Genomic DNA, 17,136 nt, shown 5'->3' on the forward strand with positions numbered 1-17,136 from the left:
GGAATACCTCGTTGTGTCGATGAGATCGTGCGCTACGAAAGAATGCACGGGAAACTGCGGATCAAGGTAAGAAGGCGATCTTCCCGGGTCAAGGTTTCTCACACCGAGATGATGGCGTCCAGCCCGGCGTCAAGCGTCGGGGCTGAAATCTCCATCATCTCAAGCGCCTCGGTCCAGAGCAGCGCCGCCTTGACGGGCAGTTTCGGGTACAGGCTTGCGAGGATCGCGCGATAGAGCGCGAGCTGGCGGATATGGGCCTGGGGAACGTCGGCAAGGTTCCGGGGCGGTGCGCGGCTGGTCTTGTAGTCGACGACCAGAACCTCGTCGGGGGTTACCACGAGGCGGTCGATCTGGCCGGAAACCAGCAGGGTGTCGCCTCGCCGCGTCGTCAGCCGCCCGGCAATCGCGACCTCGGCCCGGCTGCCTTCCGCGAACACCGGCGCAAACCTCGCGTCGTCCAGCACCGCCATCACCCGCGTCACCAGCGCATCGCGTTCGGCTGCGCTCCAGTCGTTCGCATTGCGCGCGAGATAGGACAGCGCCGCGTCGCGGCGGCGCTCGCGCGGCGCCTCGGGCAGGGATTGCAGCAGGCGATGCGCCAGCGTGCCGCGCAGTCGCGCGCGGCGGTGCTGATCCGCGGGCTCGCCGGCCGGCGAGCGGGCGGCCTCGTCGGTATCCGATGGCTGCAGCGATCGGGTTGCGGGTGCTTCCGGCGCGGCCATGCGATGCAGCCAGGACGGTAACGTGATCCCGGCGGCGGCGGCAGGTCCCGCCGGACCTGCGGCATCCGATGCGGCTTCTCCCGGCCGGGTGAAGCGCTTGACCTTGCCGTTTGAGGTTTCGATCTCCTGCATCGCAAGGCCGGAATTGCCCAGCCCTTTCTCGATCAGGTGGTACCAGGAAAACTCCCGGATGTCCTTGCGGTTGGCCGGCTTGCAGCCGCCGACGATCAGGCGGTCCGCCGCGCGCGTCATCGCGACATAAAGCAGGCGGCGATATTCGTGTTCGGTTTCCGCGGTCATGGACGCGCGGGCCAGCGCCACGCAAGGCGGATCTTCGACCTTGCTGCCGGCCCAGATCGTCACGCCCCCACCGCCTGCGGGCGCATTGCCGCGCGCCATGCGGATCAGGCTGAGGCGCTCGGTGTCGGCTGGCGATGTCGAGGTGTCGGCGAGAAACACCACGGAGGCCTCCAGCCCCTTCGCGCCATGCACGGTCATCACGCGGACCTCATTGCGCGTGATCTCCATGTCGCGCTTCACCTCGGTATCGGCGGCGCGCAACCACGCCATGAAGCCTTGCAGCGACGCGGGGGCCTTGCGTTCATAGGTCAGCGCCAGTTCAAGGAACTCGTCGAGCGCATCATTTGCTTCATGGCCAAGCCGGCGCAGGATTCGCCGCCGTCCGCCCTCGCTTCCTCCCTGGCCGCCCAGAAGCCACGCAAAGAACGCGAACGGCGTCTCGCGCGCCGCGCGACTTTCGCACCGCTTCAGGCGTTCGAACGCGTCGCGGAATTTATCGTCGGTTGGCGCGTGCCCGGCGAGCGCATCGCGCAGCGAGCCCTTGCGCTGCCACGCCAGCTTGAACAGGTCATCGTCGTCGAGGCCGAACAGCGGGCTTTTCAGCGCCACCGCCAGCGCCAGATCGTCCCGCGGCAGCAGCAGCGCATCCGCAAGGCTCATCAGGTCGATGATCGCGACATGCTCGGTGAGTTTAAGACGATCCGCGCCGGCCACGGGAATGCCGGACTGCTTCAGCGCCTGAATGACGGCGTCGAACGCATTGCCGCGCCGCCGCACCAGCACCAGAATGTCGCCGTAGCCGAGCGGGCGACGGTTGCCGAGGTGCCCGGTCATGACGCCTTGCGCGATCAGCGCTTTGATCTCGTTGCGGATGCGCCGTGCGAGTTTGACCTCGGGGCTGGTTGCGGTGACGTTATCGAACGGCGCGGGCCAGCCCTCGATCTCTTCATGTTTTTCCCGTTCCTCCAGGCTCCAGAGATCGACGATGCCCGGCGCGGCGTCCGCCAGCGATTCATGCACGGGGTGGGCGCCGACCGCATGGATGCTGGCATAGATCTCCGGATCGCGGAACACATGGTCGACCGATTCGAGGATCGTTTTGCCGGACCGGAATGAGTAGATGAAATCTTCCTTGCAAAATGGAAGCTTTGCATCGGCAAACTTTCTTTCCAGCTTGCGCCGGCGCTCGTCGAATTCACGCGGCGCCGCGCCCTGGAACGAGAAGATCGACTGCTTCTCGTCGCCGACCGCGAACACGGTTCGCTTGACGCCTTCGCGCGCGCCTTCGCCGGTGGTGAAGTCCGCGATGATGCGCTCGACGATATCCCATTGCTTTGGACTCGTGTCCTGCGCCTCGTCGATCAGCACGTGATCGACGCCGCGATCGAGCTTGTAGTGCACCCATCCGGGCGAGGTGTGCTCCAGCATCCGAAGCGTCTTGTCGATCAGGTCGTCATAATCAAGAAGGCCGCGCTCGTGCTTATCGCGCTGGTAGTTGGCTGCGACAGCGGCTGCGATGACGAGCAGGGATTGCGTTCGGTCGCGAATGTTGATCGCGCGGCGGCGTTCGAGCAGCGCGACCACGCGTTGGCATTCATCGGCGAGCATTTCAGCGATGTCGGGCCTGACATCGCTGATCTTCCTGGTGACGAAGGATTTGCGCGGGCTGCCATCCGCGGTCAGGAAGACGTCGAGATAGCGATCTGCCCGCGCGGCGTCACCCACTTCCGCATGGGCGGCGCGCAGCCGCTCAGCCTGTTTGATGTCGTTCGAACTGCCTGTTGCGATCAGCGCCGCCGTATCGAGCCATATGCTTCGCGGCAGGTTCGGCCCCTCGATGATCTCACGCTCGACGGCCTCGACGCGCTCGTCCGGATCGACGCCGAGCGCATCGGCGGCGTCACGGATCGCTCGCTCAGTGCCGCGATCCTCGGTCCACGCCAAGGCGTGATCGCGGCCGAGACAGGCCTGACTGATGACATCGCGCAGCGTCGAATCGGCGGCCGCGCCCATCGCGTATCGCAGCGCGCGGCCGGCCGGACTGTCCGGATTCCGCGAGGCATCAAGCATGACCTTGAGGCTGGCGCGCTCCATCATTTCGGTCTGGTCGCGCTCGTCGAGCACGGCGAAGCGCGCCGGCACCTCGGCTTCGAACGGAAACTGTTGCAGCAGTCGCGTACACAGTGCGTGGATGGTTTGCACCTTCAGCCCGCCCGGCGTTTCCAGCGCGGATGCAAACAGCTTGCGCGCCCGCTCGCGCCATCTCGCGTCGGGTTGCGCAATGCCGACATCGCGCAGTGCCGCGTTCAATGTGCCGTCGTCGAGCGTGATCCAGTGACCCAGCGTCGAGAACACCCGCTCCGCCATGTTCGCGGCGGCGGCCTTGGTGAAGGTGATGCAGAGGATGCGCGCGGGGGGGACATCATTGAGCAACAGGCGGATCACGCGTTGCACCAAAACATGCGTCTTGCCGGACCCGGCATTGGCCGACACAAACACCGATGTGGCCGGATCGGACGCACGCTGCTGGCGCGCACTGGCGTCGGGATGAACAGGACGGGGCGCTTTCATCATTCCTCCGACCCCAGCCCGCCCGCCGCCGACCATTCCTTGATCCGCGCGAGATCGTCATAGACGCCGTAGCGTGTTTTCCACATCGGCAGGTCGAGCGATGGATAGCCCTGTTGCTCGTCATCGAAAGCGCGGATCAGCGCGGTCAGTTCTTCGAGAGCGCGATCGGCCGCCTCGTCCGGCGACTGTTTGTCGGTCTTGCCGTTGTTGAGATTGACCAGACACGCCTCGCCGGGCTGGCTGTTGCCGCTGAGCCGGACATACACCAGCTCGTTGACCGATGCGCCGGCCGGAATTCCCGCGAAGCCACCCTTGCGCAGAATCGCGGATTCCAATGTGAGCTGCGGCGACAGGCCGATCCGCACCTGCTTGCTGCTCGGAGGACGGCCGGTTTTGTAGTCGAGAATGGCGAAGCGACCGCCGCCGAGATGCTCGATGCGGTCGGCGCGCGCCGACAGCATGAACTTGCGATCGCCGTCGATCGGGATCTCGATTTTTCCGCTGACCTCGGCGTCGATCCTGACCAGATGCGCCCGGCGCGTCCGCTCCCATTCCGCGAACCATGCCGCGATGCGCTGGAAGCGCGGCCACCACAGCGCGCGCGCTTCCGGCCGCTGCATCAGCGGCGCGAAATGGCGTTCGCCGATGGCGCGCATCACGTCTTCCGGATCGTCGGGCAGGTTTGCCGGATACAGTTTTGTGAAATCACCGAGCGCATCGTGAATCGCTGAACCGCGATCGGCTGCCGACAGCGGCATGTCCACGGCATCGAGCGGCAAGAGCTTCAGAATATATTTGGCGTAGATGGTGTAGGGATCGCGCAGCCAGTCCTCGATTGCGGTCACGGACAAGTGCGCCGGCCGCGCCGCGCGTGGCGGCTTCGGCTCGGGCTTTGTGACCGGCGTGACCTGGTCGGGCCGGTCGAGCGCTTCGGCGTACCGAATGTATCGCGCGCCTGCTTGTATCGCAGCGGTCCAGCGTGTCGCGCCCGCGACGGCTTCGAGCCGGTGCAGGAAACGGGACGCCACCGCAGGCGACCCCCCGGCCTTGGCGGCATGGCTGAGGATGACATCCTCGGCGCCGAGCAGTTGGGTGAAATCGTGCGCGGAAAGTCCGATGCGCCGTTCCGGAAGATCGAGCCCGAGGTCGTGCCGCATCGGCCGGCTGAGCCAGGGATCGGTGGGCGGCGCGGGCGGCCAGACGCCTTCATTGAGGCCGCCGAGGATGACGCGGTCGCATTGGGTCAGACGCGCCTCGAGCGGGCCGTAGATGCGCAGGCTTGCCGTTGTCGTTTGCGGCCGGCGCACGACGCGGTCGCCGAACGCGGCCTCGAACGTGTCCGGGTAGTCCGCGATCCTGACCGTCAGGCCGCTGCGTTCGCCCGTCTCGCGCAAATCGTCAAAGGCGTCGGCGAGCGCACGGCCATGCTGGCCGTCGAATGCGACGGCAACGCCTTCGTCGTCATGCGACAACGCGTCGATCGTCTGGCGGTGCTGGGCGGCGAGGACGCTGAAGTCCGCCGATCTTGAAGCGCCATCGCCCTCGAGCGGCGCGAGCGCGTCCCGCAGGGCCGCGATCAGGTGGCGGGCTTCGTCAAGATGATGCGGCTTCAGCGCCGCGCGCGGCTCGCTGCGATGCAGAGATGAATTCTCGCCGCGATCGAGCTTGTCGCGTTCGCCGCAAAATCGCGCAAACTCGTCCGCGAGTCCCTTGCTGCCCGGCGGCGGGCGGGTGCCGCGCAGGACCGCAAGCTCCAGCGTCGCGACCGCTCGCGACCAGCCGCCGGCCGCGCGGCCGAGCCGGCACAGCGGATGCTTCAGCAAGGCCAGCAAAGCGGGGGGCTCCAGACCGTTGCACGCGGTCTCGGCGGCCAGCCGTGCGAAGATTCCGGCAGGCGTGTCCATCAGCGGGTCGCCGCCCGAATCGTCGAAGGAGAGATTCCAGCGGCCGAGCGCCGCCATCACCCGTCGCGCCAGTGCCCGATCGAACGTCACCAGCGCCGCGGTCTTGTTCAATTCGCGCGCCTCGCGCATGGCGACGGCGATGCCGAGTGCTTCTATTTCCGGATTGGCGGCGGCGATCACGGCGAGGTTTTGCAATCCGGCTGCGATCTTCTCCGCGACCTCGGGCTTTGCAAGCCGGGTGTGCCATTGCGCGGTCGCCTCCGACGGCCGCATCGCCTCCGACGCCAGCAGCTCGCGGCCGTATGGCGCAGGAGCGCCGAGCGGTTTCACCTCGCGCCGCGTGATGCCGAAACGGGTGAGCAGGCCGTGCAGCGCGAACTGCGGATGGCCGGCGGCGGGCAGCGTGATGAACGCGCCGCTTTTGTCCTTGTGGCCGCCGATCAGTTGCCACGCGTCCTCATCGAGGTCGGTGTCGAGCCCCGGCAGCACGACGGCGCCCTGCGGCAGCGTGGCGATGACATGCAGCAGCTTCGCCGTCGACGGCATCGAGCCGGTGGAGCCCGCCGCGATCACCGGTCCCGCATGGGTGACGAGACGCGCGGCCTCGGCTTCGATCAGGCGATCGCGCCGCACCCCGGGTTCGACCCGGCCCGTTTCCTGAAGGTGAATCGGCCAGTGGTCCCGCGCGATCTTCAGGAAATCGAGCGTGAGCTGCCAGTAACGGTCGAGCGCCTCGGGCACCAGCCCGTCGAGCGCGCGCCAGTCCACGCCGCGCGTCGCCATGTCGTCCATCAGTCGCGCGAGGTCCTCTGCAAGCGCGAGCGTCGATGCCGGGCCGCCGAGAACCAGCGGCGCCTGCGACGGCTCACCGGGCTTCAGCCGACGAGCCCATGCGTCGATAAGCCGCGCGAGCGCGAGGCGGCGCGCGAGCCCCTCGAGCGCCGGCGGTAATTCGAGCGCCTCCGGCGACAGCGAGACGGCCTGCGCAAAGGCCAGCTCGTCCTCGTCGATCCCGCCGAGCGCGACGATGCGCGGCAGGATGACGGCGTCGTTATCCAGCACGTCGAGGAAGATGTCGCGCGCCATGCGGCCGGCGCGGCGGGTCGGCAGATAGAGCGTCACCTCGGCAAGCCGTTCGGGCTGCGCGCGCGGACGGAATCCCTCGATCAGCGCACCATCCACCAGTGCGGTGATGACGGTGCGCAGAAACGGAACTGACGTGGGAACGTTACGGACGCGCATGAAGGATCCTGATTCGAAGGTCAGGCATATCATGACACGGGCGGGATATAGCGTTTTCGAGCGAAGTGGAATCCGGTTCGCGTGAAGAAAACGCGTTAAACAACAATCCAGAGCTTCGCTTCTGATTCAATCAGAAGTGAAATGCTCCAGGAGCGGCGACCGGTTGAAAGGCGGGCGTCAGATGACGCCCGCGAGGAGGGCTTTCTCGGCAGCCTGGACGGCATCGGGCGTTCCGACGTGCATCCAGACGCCGTCGAGCCGGAGCCCGAACAGCCGGTCCCGCGCGCCGGCCCGGTCGAATATGGCCGTCAGGGGAAACTCGCCTTCCGGCGCGCCGTCGAACAGCGCGGGCGATAGGATGGCGGCACCGGCATAGACGAACGGCACGACCTGATTTTCTTTCCGTTTGCGAAGCACCCCGTCGGGGAGCATGGCGTAGTCGCCGCTGCCGCTGTAACCGATGCTGTTCGCGGTCGGCGCCATCAGCAGTAGAATGTCCATGCGCGCGGGATCGAAGGCCTCGGTCAACCGCATCAGGTTGGGGCGCGCGCCGTCGATCCACATCGTGTCGGCATTGAGATGGAAAAACGGCGCCTCGCCGAGCAGCGACAGGGCCTTGACCACGGCGCCGCCGGTGCCCAGCACCTGATTGCGCTCATCGGAAATGATGATTCGCGGCCTTGCGCGGTGCGCGACATGATCGATGATCTGATCAGGCAGATAGCGCACGTTGACGACCGCTTCTCCGACGCCCGTCTCCGCCAACTTGTCCAGCACGTGATCGAGCAGCGGCTTGCCGGCCACCGGCACCATGGGCTTGGGCATCCGCTCGGTCAGCGGCCGCATGCGCAGGCCGAGGCCGGCGGCGAGCACCATGGCTTTGGTGGGAGTGATCGGCATGTCCTGGCTCACGCGGGTCGTCGATTCGGCGAACTATAGCGTTTTCGAGCGAGGATCACGACCCGTTGCGAATCGCATCGATGACATCGGCAATACACGCCTGCCATGATGACGCCATGACATCCATCACCTGAAAGGGTTACCGGATCGATGATATGGAAGCGAGGTGCGGATCACGCGTCTGCCGTGGCGCTGTTTTGCCGGCCTGTCTTTCGTTTTTTGTCGTTCTGCTTCAGGAAGTTGACGCCGATCTGGTCGCCGTTGACCCAGGCCAGTTCGCAGCGGCGATAGGCGAGGCCCGTGGATGACAGCAGCAGGAAGAACTCCTTCAGATGCAGGCCTTCGATGGAACCTTCGACGGTCAGCTTGGCGCCGATTTCCGATACGTCCTCAAGGGTGCACTCGCGGCGCCAGGTGCCGTCGATGCCCATCATCTGTGCGCTGTAGCCGCGCTCGAAGGTGACGCGCTCACCTTTGTGCCGTTCCATACCCATGATGTGCTCCACCTTTGGACAGTGCTGCGATCCGAAGGATAGGTCCAGGCTCGCGAAGCTACAGCCGCGATTTCTAAAAAGGCGTAAAATAAAATGGTTCAACCTGCAGGCGACGGAACGTGATTCCGATACCATGCTCGGGCCGCCGATAATGCCGGGTGGGCCAGCGAGCGGGTGAGATAGGTCCAGATCCGGGGCTGATGGCGCAGATAGTGCGGTTTGCCGTCGCGCCGATTGAGTCGCGCGAACGTACCGAGCAGCCGGGTGTTGCGCTGTGCCGAGATGATGGCATACAGCTCGGCGAAACCGGCCGGATCGAACCGCGCTTCCGATTCCAGCCGCGCCTTCACGTAGCGGGTGAACAGCGCAATCTCGAGCGATTCCGGCACGTCCACGCGGGCATCCTGCAACAGCGAGACCAGGTCGTAGGTGGCGGGGCCGAGAACGGTGTCCTGAAAGTCGATGAGGCCGACCTTTCCGATATCTTGCCGCTGCTCCAGCCAGATCAAATTGGGGGAGTGGAAATCACGCAACACCCAGGTTTTGGACGCAGCATCCGGCTTCGCCAGCAAGGCGCGCCATATCGCCATGAATTCCGCGCGCAGGTCTTCGCCCGGTTCAATGCCGCGGTCGATCAGATACCACTCCAGCAACAGGCCGACCTCGATCAGCATCGCCTCAAGGTCGAATACGGGAATGGTGTAGGTCGTATCCGCCGTCACCGGAAGCGTGTCGGGCAGCGTCCGGCCATGCAGCGCGGCCAGCAGGTCGGCCGCCGCCTGATAGCGCTCGATGATCGGCGCAGGCGGCGTGCCTTCGACAAAGCCCGTGCTGCCGAAATCCTCGGTGATCAGGAATCCCGACTCCAGATCGGCGTGATGGATCGCCGGCGCGGAAAAGCCGTGGTCGCGCAGGCCGCGGCCGATCGCGACGAAGGGCTTGACGTCTTCGGCGAGGTGCACCGCCGCGCTGTAGGATTTGCCGCCGTGGATCGCGGGTCCGTCGGGCCGCTTCGGCGCGTTCATCAGGATGAAGCTGGTGTCGCCGCGGATCAGCCGGGCGTAGGAGCGCGTCGAGGCGTCCCCGGCCATGCGGCGCCGTTCCGCGTGCAGATATCCGGCGTCGTCAAGAAACCGCCGCAGCGCCGCCAGCCGCGCGACCTGCGCCGCGGCCTTGCCGTAGCCGGTGATCTCGGCGGCGCGCGCCCCTGATCCGAGCGCCGGGCGGTGGCTGATGGCGATGTCGATGCGGTCCGCAGGCAAGCCGCCGGCGGCGCGCTCCGGCCATTCGATCAGCACCACCGTTCCCTCCGGCATCGGCGCAAGGCCGATCTCCTCGAGTTCGCCGGGGCCGCTGATGCGATAGAGATCGGCATGCAGCAACGGATAGGACGGCAGATCGTAATGCTGCGCCAACGTGAAGGTCGGGCTCGGCACCTCGATCGTGTCGTCGCCCGCCAGATACCGGATCATGGCGCGGGCGGCGGAGGTCTTGCCTGCGCCGAGATCGCCCGACAGCGTGATGACGTCCCCGGCACCGACCAGGAGTGCGAGGTCGGCCATCAGATGCGCGGTCGCAGTCTCGTTGGGGAGCGCGGTCGCGAATCTCGACGGTTCGCTCATTCGGCGGCGTTTCGGTGGGCGGTTTGGTCGAGCGGAAAATCGCAAACCACCCGGGTGCCGCTCGTGATGGTGGAATCGAAATGCACCCGCCCGCCATGGAGTTCCACGAAGGAGCGCACCAGCGACAGGCCCAGGCCCGCGCCGCGATGGCGCGACCCGTTCGCGTGGCTTTCGAACCAGTCGAACACCTTGTCCTTGACGTCGGGCGGAATGCCCGGACCTTCATCCATCACGGCAAATCTCACGCTGTGCTCGGTGCGCCGGGCGCTCACCGTGATCACGGCGTTTGGCGGCGAAAAGTTGGCGGCATTGGCAAGCAGGTTATAGAGAACCTGAACGATGCGGCGCTCGTCGCCGATGAAGTTGCCGATGTCCGGATCGACGTCGACATTCAGCACGATGTGATCGCGGGCGAGGCGGTCCTGAATGCCTTCCGCGGCCGCCGCGATGGTCTTGCGGACGTCGACCGGCCCGAGTTCAAGCGTCATGGCGCCGGCATCGATGGTGGCGAGGTCGAGAATGTTGTTGGTCAAAGCCAGCAGCGCGTCGGTCGACGAGGTGATGTAGTTGACATACTCGGCCTGCTTCTCGGTGAGCGGCCCGGTACCGGGATCGTTCATGAGATGCGCGAAGCCGATGATGGTCGTCAGGGGCGAGCGCAGTTCGTATGAGACGTGGTGGACGAAATCGACCTTCATCTGGTCGGCGGTCTCGAGCGCATCGTTACGCTCGCGCAACGCGCGTTCCACGTTCTCGCTATCCGTGATGTCATGGAAGGTCAGCATGGTGGCGCCGTCGGGAAGCGGCATGGTCATGCAGTCCAGCACGCTGCCGTCCTTGCGTTCGAGCTTGAGCGGCACTGCGGTGCGATTGTCGATGCCGGTGACGGCCTTGTGGATCGTCCGCCATGCGTCATTGTCGTCGAACAACGGCTTGCACCACGCCTCGACCGTATCGATATGCGGCTGCTGCGCGAGCGCCTCGGCCGAAAGCTTCCACATCCGCGCGAAGGCCGGATTGAAAAGCTGTGCGCGGCCATTGCTGCCGAACACCGCGACCGCTTCGGTCAGGCTGTCGAGGGTCTCGCGCTGGACGGTGATGAGCCGGTCGTATCGCCGTGCCAGATCCAGGCTTTCGGTGACATCGTCGAACAGGTAGGTGACGCCGCCTTCCGGATTCGGCGTGGTGACGATGCTGAGCGCGCGCCCGTCCGGCAGATACCAGACGTCCTTGACGGCCTCGTTGGCGCGATAGGCTTCGTGCAGGCGTGCCTTCCAGGCGCGGAAGTCCGGCTGCTCCGGCAATTTGCGAGCGGCGCGTAGCCTATCGAGCACGCTGGAATCGTCGGGATTGCCGTCGAGGAAAGCGCGATCGAGGTCCCATAGCCGGCGGTAGGAATCGTTGTAGAACGCCAGCCGCCGCCGGCCGTCGAACACCGCAACACCGGATGACAACTGGTCGAGGGTCCGGCGATGCGCGTCCGCCATCCGCTCCAGCGTTTGGCGCAGCGTGACGGCCTCGCTGGCGTCGAGCGCGATGCCGGCGCTTCCGCCGGCGGCGCGAAGCGCATGCACGTCATACATGCGCCGCTCGCCGCCGATCACGATCGGCAGTCGCGCGCTAAACGCGGCATGATCGTCCAGCGCCCGTGCCATCGCGATCCGGTCCTCGCTGTCGAGCAATTCGAGATTGCGCTGGATTGCGTCAGCCGCGCCAGCGGCTTCGGTGGCGCGCGCATAGGCCGCGTTGGCGTAGGACAGATTGCCGTCTTCGCTTCTCGCCCACAGCGGCCACGGCGCAGCGCCCGCGAAGGTTCGCAGCATCTCCGTTTCCGCCAGAAGATTGTTGTGTCGCAGCGTCATTTCGGCGAGGTCGCGCCGCAATCCGCCTAGATCGCGGATGCGCACGATGGCCTGGCCGCCGATAGCGCGGCCCATCGCTTCCACGGTGCGACCGGCGGATGTGACAAGATTGAGCAGGAAGCCTTCTCCCTCATTACGCAGCGCATCGACTGCATGATCCATCTGCAACGCCGGCTCAGGCGGAAGCCAGGTTCCGAACGCCAGAATCCGCAGCGGCTGTTTTGCATCCTGCGGCAGCAGCAGCGCGATATCGCCGCTGATCTGGGGACGGTCCTCGCCCGCGCCCCATGAAATCAAAATCTGCGGTTCGACGAACAGAAGGGCGCGAAAGCGATCGGCCTCCGATTGAAGTTCGCGGATTTCGGCGCGCAGCCGCTGCTCGTTTGCGGCGGCGCGGATACGCGTGCGCATCAGCAGGATCGCGGCGACCACCGAGAAACTCAGCACGCCGAGCGCCATCGCCAGCGCCGTCAGATCCTGCCGGCTGAGATTCATGAAAGTGTGAAGCAACCGTTCGGTCAGCGCCGGTTCGGCGGCCCAGGCAGGTGAGGTGTCGATGAGGCTGACCGCGCCGGCGCCGGCGAGGCCGCCCGGCACCATCGAGGTGCATGACAGCAAGGTCCGACGCATCACCCCGATTACGCCTGACATCTTTGCCCCAAAAACCGCGCGATGATATTCGACCGGCAATCCGTTCGCCGTTCACGAATCGACCACCATTATGCTTAAGCGGATTCGAGGGGATAGAGTCCAGACCGTGAACGGGAATCGGGCAGCGGAAAAATGCGCAACCGCGACATTTACCAAACGATTGTTGTAAAATTGAATCGATTTTCGCGGGCGAATGGGGCGTGCCCCGGTGCGTGATCGATCTCGGCATGCATCACGCTTTTTTCTCATCCTGTTCTAGCGCCCGGTGGAACCAAATCCTCCGCTGCCGCGTGTCGTGGCCCGCAGCGATTCGGCGCGCGCAAGTTCCACACGCGTCACCGGCGCCACGATCATCTGCGCGATGCGCTCGCCGCGGCGGATCGTGAAGGCCTCGCTGCCGAGGTTCACAAGAAGCACGTTGATCTCGCCGCGATAGTCGGCGTCCACGGTGCCGGGCGAATTCAGCACGGTGACGCCGTGCCTGGCCGCGAGGCCGGAGCGCGGCCGCACCTGCGCTTCGTAACCGTCGGGCAATGCAATGACGAGCCCGGTCGGCACCATGGCGTGCCGGCCTGCCGCGAGAACCAGCGGCGCGTGTTCGGAAATCGCGGCGATGAGGTCGAGACCGGCCGCCTGGCTGCTTTGGTAGGACGGGAGCGCAAGGCCCTCGGCATGGGGCAGTTGCCGGACCTCGACCTTGATCGGATCGCTCATGCCGTCGAACCTGGCAGAGCCGAGATGATGCGTTCGATCAGCATGGCGGCCACCTCTTCCTTGGTCATGACAGAGAAGGACTCGGTCCTGATCTCGCCGCCTTCGCCGCGCGTCAGCAGATGGACGGTGTTGCGGTCGCCGCCCATCACGCCGGTTTCCGGAGATACGTCATTGGCGACGATCCAGTCGCAGCCCTTGCGCGTGAATTTCGCCCTGGCATTGTCAAGGAGATGCTCGGTTTCGGCGGCGAAGCCGATCACGAGCGGCGGACGTTTGTCGCGCAGATTCGAGATGGTTGCGAGGATGTCCGGATTTTCTATCAGTTGCAGCGGCGGAACTCCGGCTTCGGTTTTTTTCAATTTCTGCGCGCCATGATGCGCGACGCGCCAGTCGGCGACCGCAGCCGTAAAAACCGCGATGTCGGCAGGCAGCGCCGCCTCGACAGCCGCCAGCATCTCGCGCGCGGATTCGACATGCTCCACGGTGACGCCGGCGGGGTGGTCGAGATCCACGGGGCCGGAAATCAGCGTCACCTCGGCCCCGGCTGCCCGCGCCGCCGCGGCGACGGCAAAACCCTGCTTGCCCGAGGAGCGGTTGGCGATGTAGCGCACCGGATCGATCGGCTCCAGGGTCGGTCCGGCGGTGATCAACACGCGGCGGCCCTTCAGGGGTTGGGCTTGCGGCGGCCTGAGCATCCGCTCGGCGGCGGCTGCGATCTCCAAAGGCTCGGCCATGCGGCCGACGCCGGCCTCACCCGCTTCCGCCATCTCGCCGGCGGCGGGGCCGATCATGGCGACGCCGTCGCGCGCGAGTTGCGCCACATTGCGGCGCGTCGCCGGGTTGTTCCACATCAGCGGGTTCATCGCCGGCGCCAGCAGAATGGGCTTATCGGCCGCGAGCAAGATCGCGCTCGCCAGATCGTCTGCATGACCGTGCGCCATCTTTGCCATCAGGTCAGCGGTGGCCGGCGCAACCACGATCAGGTCGCAATCGCGTGCGAGCCGGATATGCCCCGCGTCGAATTCGCTGCCGGGATCGAACAGGTCGGTGTGGACGCGGGTGTGGGACAATGCGCTGGCGCTAAGCGGGGTGACGAATTGCTGCGCAGCATTTGTCATGATGCAATGCACAATAAAGCCGCGATCCTTCAGCCGCCGAATCAGGTCCAGCGCCTTGTAGGCGGCGATACCCCCGCCGATAATGAGCGTTACACTGTACAACGCATTGGAATTGCCTGGTTTATGGCCTCGGCCAATTATTGTTGCGTTGCGGGATAACCGAGTGTCCGCGATGGCGTCAGTGGAGGAAGCGTCCGCCGCCGCTCTGAGGATAACGCGGACCTCGTCCTCGACCGAACGGCCGTTGCGGGCGGCGCGCATCCGCAACCCGGCCTTGATGGGGTCGTCGAGCTTGCGGATGGTCAGGCTGGCCATGACTCTCCTGTAGTCAGGTATGATAGCATTGATATCAATCAATTGATTGCACTGCAATCAGCTCGGTCACTGCGCGGCCCAGAGCAGGGCCACAAGCGCCGCGGCGATGACCCAGAGCGCCAGAATACTCCAGCGGTTCTGCCGGGCCCGCGCGCGGGCCAGCGCTGCGACCGTCTCGGGCGCGAGCACCAATCCCTCGCGGGTCATGATCTCCAGTCGCTCCAGCACCGCCATTGAGCGTGAGGCGATCGCGGGCAGCCCCGCGAGCACGCGGCCCAGCTCTCCGGCTCCGGCAATCGCGCCCTGCATCCGCCCCATCGGGCCGAGGTTCTCCGTGATCCATTCACGCACGACCGGATCGGCCACCGTCCAGATGTCCAGTTTCGGGTCGAAGCTGCGCGCCACGCCTTCGACCACCACCATGGTTTTTTGCAGCAGGATCAATTCGGGGCGCGTCTGCATGTCGAACAGGCCGGTGACCTCGAGCAGCAGCGTCAAGAGCTTGGCCATCGAGATTTCCTCGGCGGTGCGATTGTGGATCGGCTCGCCGATGGCGCGGATGGCTTGCGCGAAATTCTCCACCGAGTGATGGCCCGGCACGTAGCCGGCCTCGAAATGGACCTCGGCGACGCGGCGGTAGTCGCGGATGATGAAGCCGAGCAGGATTTCGGCGAGGAAACGCCGCTCTTTCAGGCCCAGCCGTCCCATGATGCCGAAGTCGACCGCGACCAGGCGGCCCGAACCGTCGAGGAACAGGTTGCCCGGATGCATGTCGGCGTGAAAGAAGCCGTCGCGCAGCGCGTGGCGCAGAAAGCTCTGGATCACCTTGCGGCCGAGTTCGGGCAGGTCGGCTTTCGATTGCGCAAGGCGCGCATGATCGTTCAGCGCGATGCCGTCGATCCACTCCATCGTCAGCACGTTGTGCGTGGTGCGGTCCCAGTCCACCTCGGGCACGCGGAAGTCGGGATCGTCGCGGGTGTTCTCCGCCATCTCCGACAAGGCGGCCGCTTCCAGCCGCAAGTCCATTTCCATCGCTACTGATCGCGACATGGTGTTGATGACTTCGATCAGGCGCAGCCGCCGCGCTTCGGCCGAATGCGCCTCCGCCTTGTTGGCGACGAAAAAGAAATCGGAGAGGTCGCGCCGGAAGCGTGCGGCGACGTTGGGCCGCAGGACTTTGATCGCGACCTGCCTGCGGACGCCGTCCTTCTCGACCTCGCCGCGATGAACCTGCGCGATCGATGCCGCCGCCACCGAGGGTCCGAAACTTGCGAAGGCGTTTGCCACAGGTTTTTCCAGCGCCGCCGCCACCACCGCTTCGGCTTCCGCTTGCGAAAACGGCGGCAGGCGGTCCTGCAGGCTTTCCAGATCGCGCGCCATCGCGACGCCGATGACATCGGGACGCGTGGCCAGGAATTGTCCGAGCTTGAGATAGGCCGGTCCCAGCCGTGTCAGCGCGCGCGTCAACCGCGATCCGGATTTCGCACCGCGGCGCTCGATCAGCCGCGCCATGCGCAGCGCGAGCTGGCCGGGAGCCGGCACCAGGGAGGGATCGACCACGCCGAACACGCCCTCGCGCGCGAACACGAACGCGGCGCGGGCCAGCCGCGCGACATGAGCCAGCGCGGAGATCACAAACGCCAGCCCGAATGCAACGCGACGATGCCGCCGGAGAGCGCCTGCCAGGTCACGCGGGCGAAGCCGGCGTCACGGATCATATCGGCGAAGGCGTTCGGCTTGGGAAACTTGCGGATCGATTCGACCAGATACCGGTAGGAATCAGCGTCGCCGGTGACGGCGCGGCCGAGCGGCGGGATCACCTTGAAGGAAAACAGGTCGTAGATTTTGTCGAGTCCGGGCACATCGACCGTCGAGAATTCGAGGCAGAGGAACCGGCTGCCCGGCTTCAGCACCCGAAACGCCTCGCGTAGCGCAGCATCAATGCGCGGCACGTTGCGGATGCCGAAAGCGATGGTGTAGGCGTCGAAACTGCGGTCTGCGAACCCCAGAGTCTCGGCGTTGCCTTCGACGAACGACACCCGATCATCGAGATGCTGCTTGATCGCGCGCTCGCGGCCAACCGCGAGCATGTCGGGATTGATGTCGCACACGGTGGCCCGAAATCCGCGGCCCGCGGCTTTCGCCGCGCGGAAGGCGATGTCCCCGGTGCCGCCGGCGACGTCGAGCAGCAAAAACGGCGTATCATTGCGCGGCGGGTTCAGCGCCGTCATCATCGCGTCCTTCCAGACGCGGTGCAGTCCTGCGGACATCAGATCGTTCATCAGGTCGTAGCGTCGCGCCACGCTGCGGAAGACGTCGTTCACCAGCGTCTGCTTGTCCGCCACGGGGACGTCCCTGAAGCCGAAATGCGTCGTCTGGTCCTCTCGATCCATGTCCGTTGTCTCCATGTCCGGACCATAGCCTGCCATGCTGCGCTGCGCTACAAGCGAGGCCGATCCGAGACCGGATGGGCCGTCCACCGTGGTTAACCGGTGACATCAGGAGGAACGCGTCCATGTCCTCACAATTCACCAGGATAATCCCCACACCCTGGCCGGGCTGCTCGCCAAGCGTTACGGCTATGCGCGGCCGGGATTGGAGCGCCAGCCCTGGGGCGCGACCACCATGACGGTGACCGATCTGTTCTATAATTGTCTGGTCTTCAGCGAAGAGCGAAGAAGGTGAAACTCCAGCTTAATAATCCCACGAAACGAGCGAAGC

11 protein-coding genes are annotated in these 17,136 nt (G+C 65.5%); 1 reads left to right on the forward strand and 10 read right to left on the reverse strand.

Annotated elements, in window-relative coordinates; genetic code table 11:
- Window positions 1-98 precede the first annotated feature (98 nt).
- The 10 genes from addA to ubiE form a co-directional block, all read right to left on the reverse strand.
- Complete coding sequence (gene addA, locus NB311A_RS01440) at window positions 99-3,596, reverse strand: double-strand break repair helicase AddA (protein ID WP_040673737.1); 3,498 nt, start codon at window positions 3,594-3,596, stop codon at window positions 99-101.
- Window positions 3,593-6,739: a double-strand break repair protein AddB gene (gene addB / locus NB311A_RS01445; RefSeq protein ID WP_040673738.1), complete on the reverse strand. Its 3,147-nt coding sequence runs from the start codon at window positions 6,737-6,739 to the stop codon at window positions 3,593-3,595. The genes addA and addB overlap by 4 nt, the downstream gene beginning before the upstream one ends.
- A gap of 177 nt (window positions 6,740-6,916) precedes the next feature.
- Window positions 6,917-7,639: a nucleotidyltransferase family protein gene (locus NB311A_RS01450; RefSeq protein ID WP_009796622.1), complete on the reverse strand. Its 723-nt coding sequence runs from the start codon at window positions 7,637-7,639 to the stop codon at window positions 6,917-6,919.
- 173 nt (window positions 7,640-7,812) lie between these two features.
- The gene (locus tag NB311A_RS01455; protein WP_040673681.1) at window positions 7,813-8,133 is read right to left on the reverse strand and encodes a PilZ domain-containing protein; all 321 of its coding nucleotides are present in this window, start codon (window positions 8,131-8,133) and stop codon (window positions 7,813-7,815) included.
- A 98-nt stretch (window positions 8,134-8,231) separates the two neighbouring features.
- Window positions 8,232-9,755, reverse strand: a complete 1,524-nt coding sequence (locus tag NB311A_RS01460) for a bifunctional tRNA (adenosine(37)-N6)-threonylcarbamoyltransferase complex ATPase subunit type 1 TsaE/phosphotransferase (RefSeq protein WP_009796625.1) — start codon at window positions 9,753-9,755, stop codon at window positions 8,232-8,234.
- Window positions 9,752-12,268 carry a PAS-domain containing protein gene (locus NB311A_RS01465; RefSeq protein WP_040673682.1) on the reverse strand — a complete coding sequence of 839 codons (2,517 nt, stop codon included), beginning with the start codon at window positions 12,266-12,268 and terminating at the stop codon, window positions 9,752-9,754. The genes NB311A_RS01460 and NB311A_RS01465 overlap by 4 nt, the downstream gene beginning before the upstream one ends.
- Before the next feature lie 255 nt (window positions 12,269-12,523).
- Complete coding sequence (gene dut, locus NB311A_RS01470) at window positions 12,524-12,982, reverse strand: dUTP diphosphatase (RefSeq protein ID WP_009796627.1); 459 nt, start codon at window positions 12,980-12,982, stop codon at window positions 12,524-12,526.
- The gene (gene coaBC, locus NB311A_RS01475) at window positions 12,979-14,415 is read right to left on the reverse strand and encodes a bifunctional phosphopantothenoylcysteine decarboxylase/phosphopantothenate--cysteine ligase CoaBC (protein ID WP_009796628.1); all 1,437 of its coding nucleotides are present in this window, start codon (window positions 14,413-14,415) and stop codon (window positions 12,979-12,981) included. The genes dut and coaBC overlap by 4 nt, the downstream gene beginning before the upstream one ends.
- A gap of 66 nt (window positions 14,416-14,481) precedes the next feature.
- Window positions 14,482-16,050 (reverse strand): 2-polyprenylphenol 6-hydroxylase, encoded by a 1,569-nt coding sequence (ubiB, locus tag NB311A_RS01480; protein ID WP_009796629.1) that lies wholly within the window; start codon window positions 16,048-16,050, stop codon window positions 14,482-14,484.
- Window positions 16,047-16,808 carry a bifunctional demethylmenaquinone methyltransferase/2-methoxy-6-polyprenyl-1,4-benzoquinol methylase UbiE gene (gene ubiE / locus NB311A_RS01485; RefSeq protein ID WP_040673739.1) on the reverse strand — a complete coding sequence of 254 codons (762 nt, stop codon included), beginning with the start codon at window positions 16,806-16,808 and terminating at the stop codon, window positions 16,047-16,049. Before ubiE ends, ubiB begins: the two co-directional genes overlap by 4 nt.
- 166 nt (window positions 16,809-16,974) lie before the next feature.
- On the opposite strand from ubiE, the gene NB311A_RS22355 reads away from it, so the two are divergent.
- Window positions 16,975-17,100, forward strand: coding sequence for a glyoxalase superfamily protein (locus NB311A_RS22355; RefSeq protein WP_256365403.1), 126 nt, complete (start codon window positions 16,975-16,977; stop codon window positions 17,098-17,100).
- Window positions 17,101-17,136: the final 36 nt, after the last annotated feature.

The sequence above is a fragment of the Nitrobacter sp. Nb-311A genome, assembly GCF_000152905.1.
Taxonomy (GTDB): domain Bacteria; phylum Pseudomonadota; class Alphaproteobacteria; order Rhizobiales; family Xanthobacteraceae; genus Nitrobacter.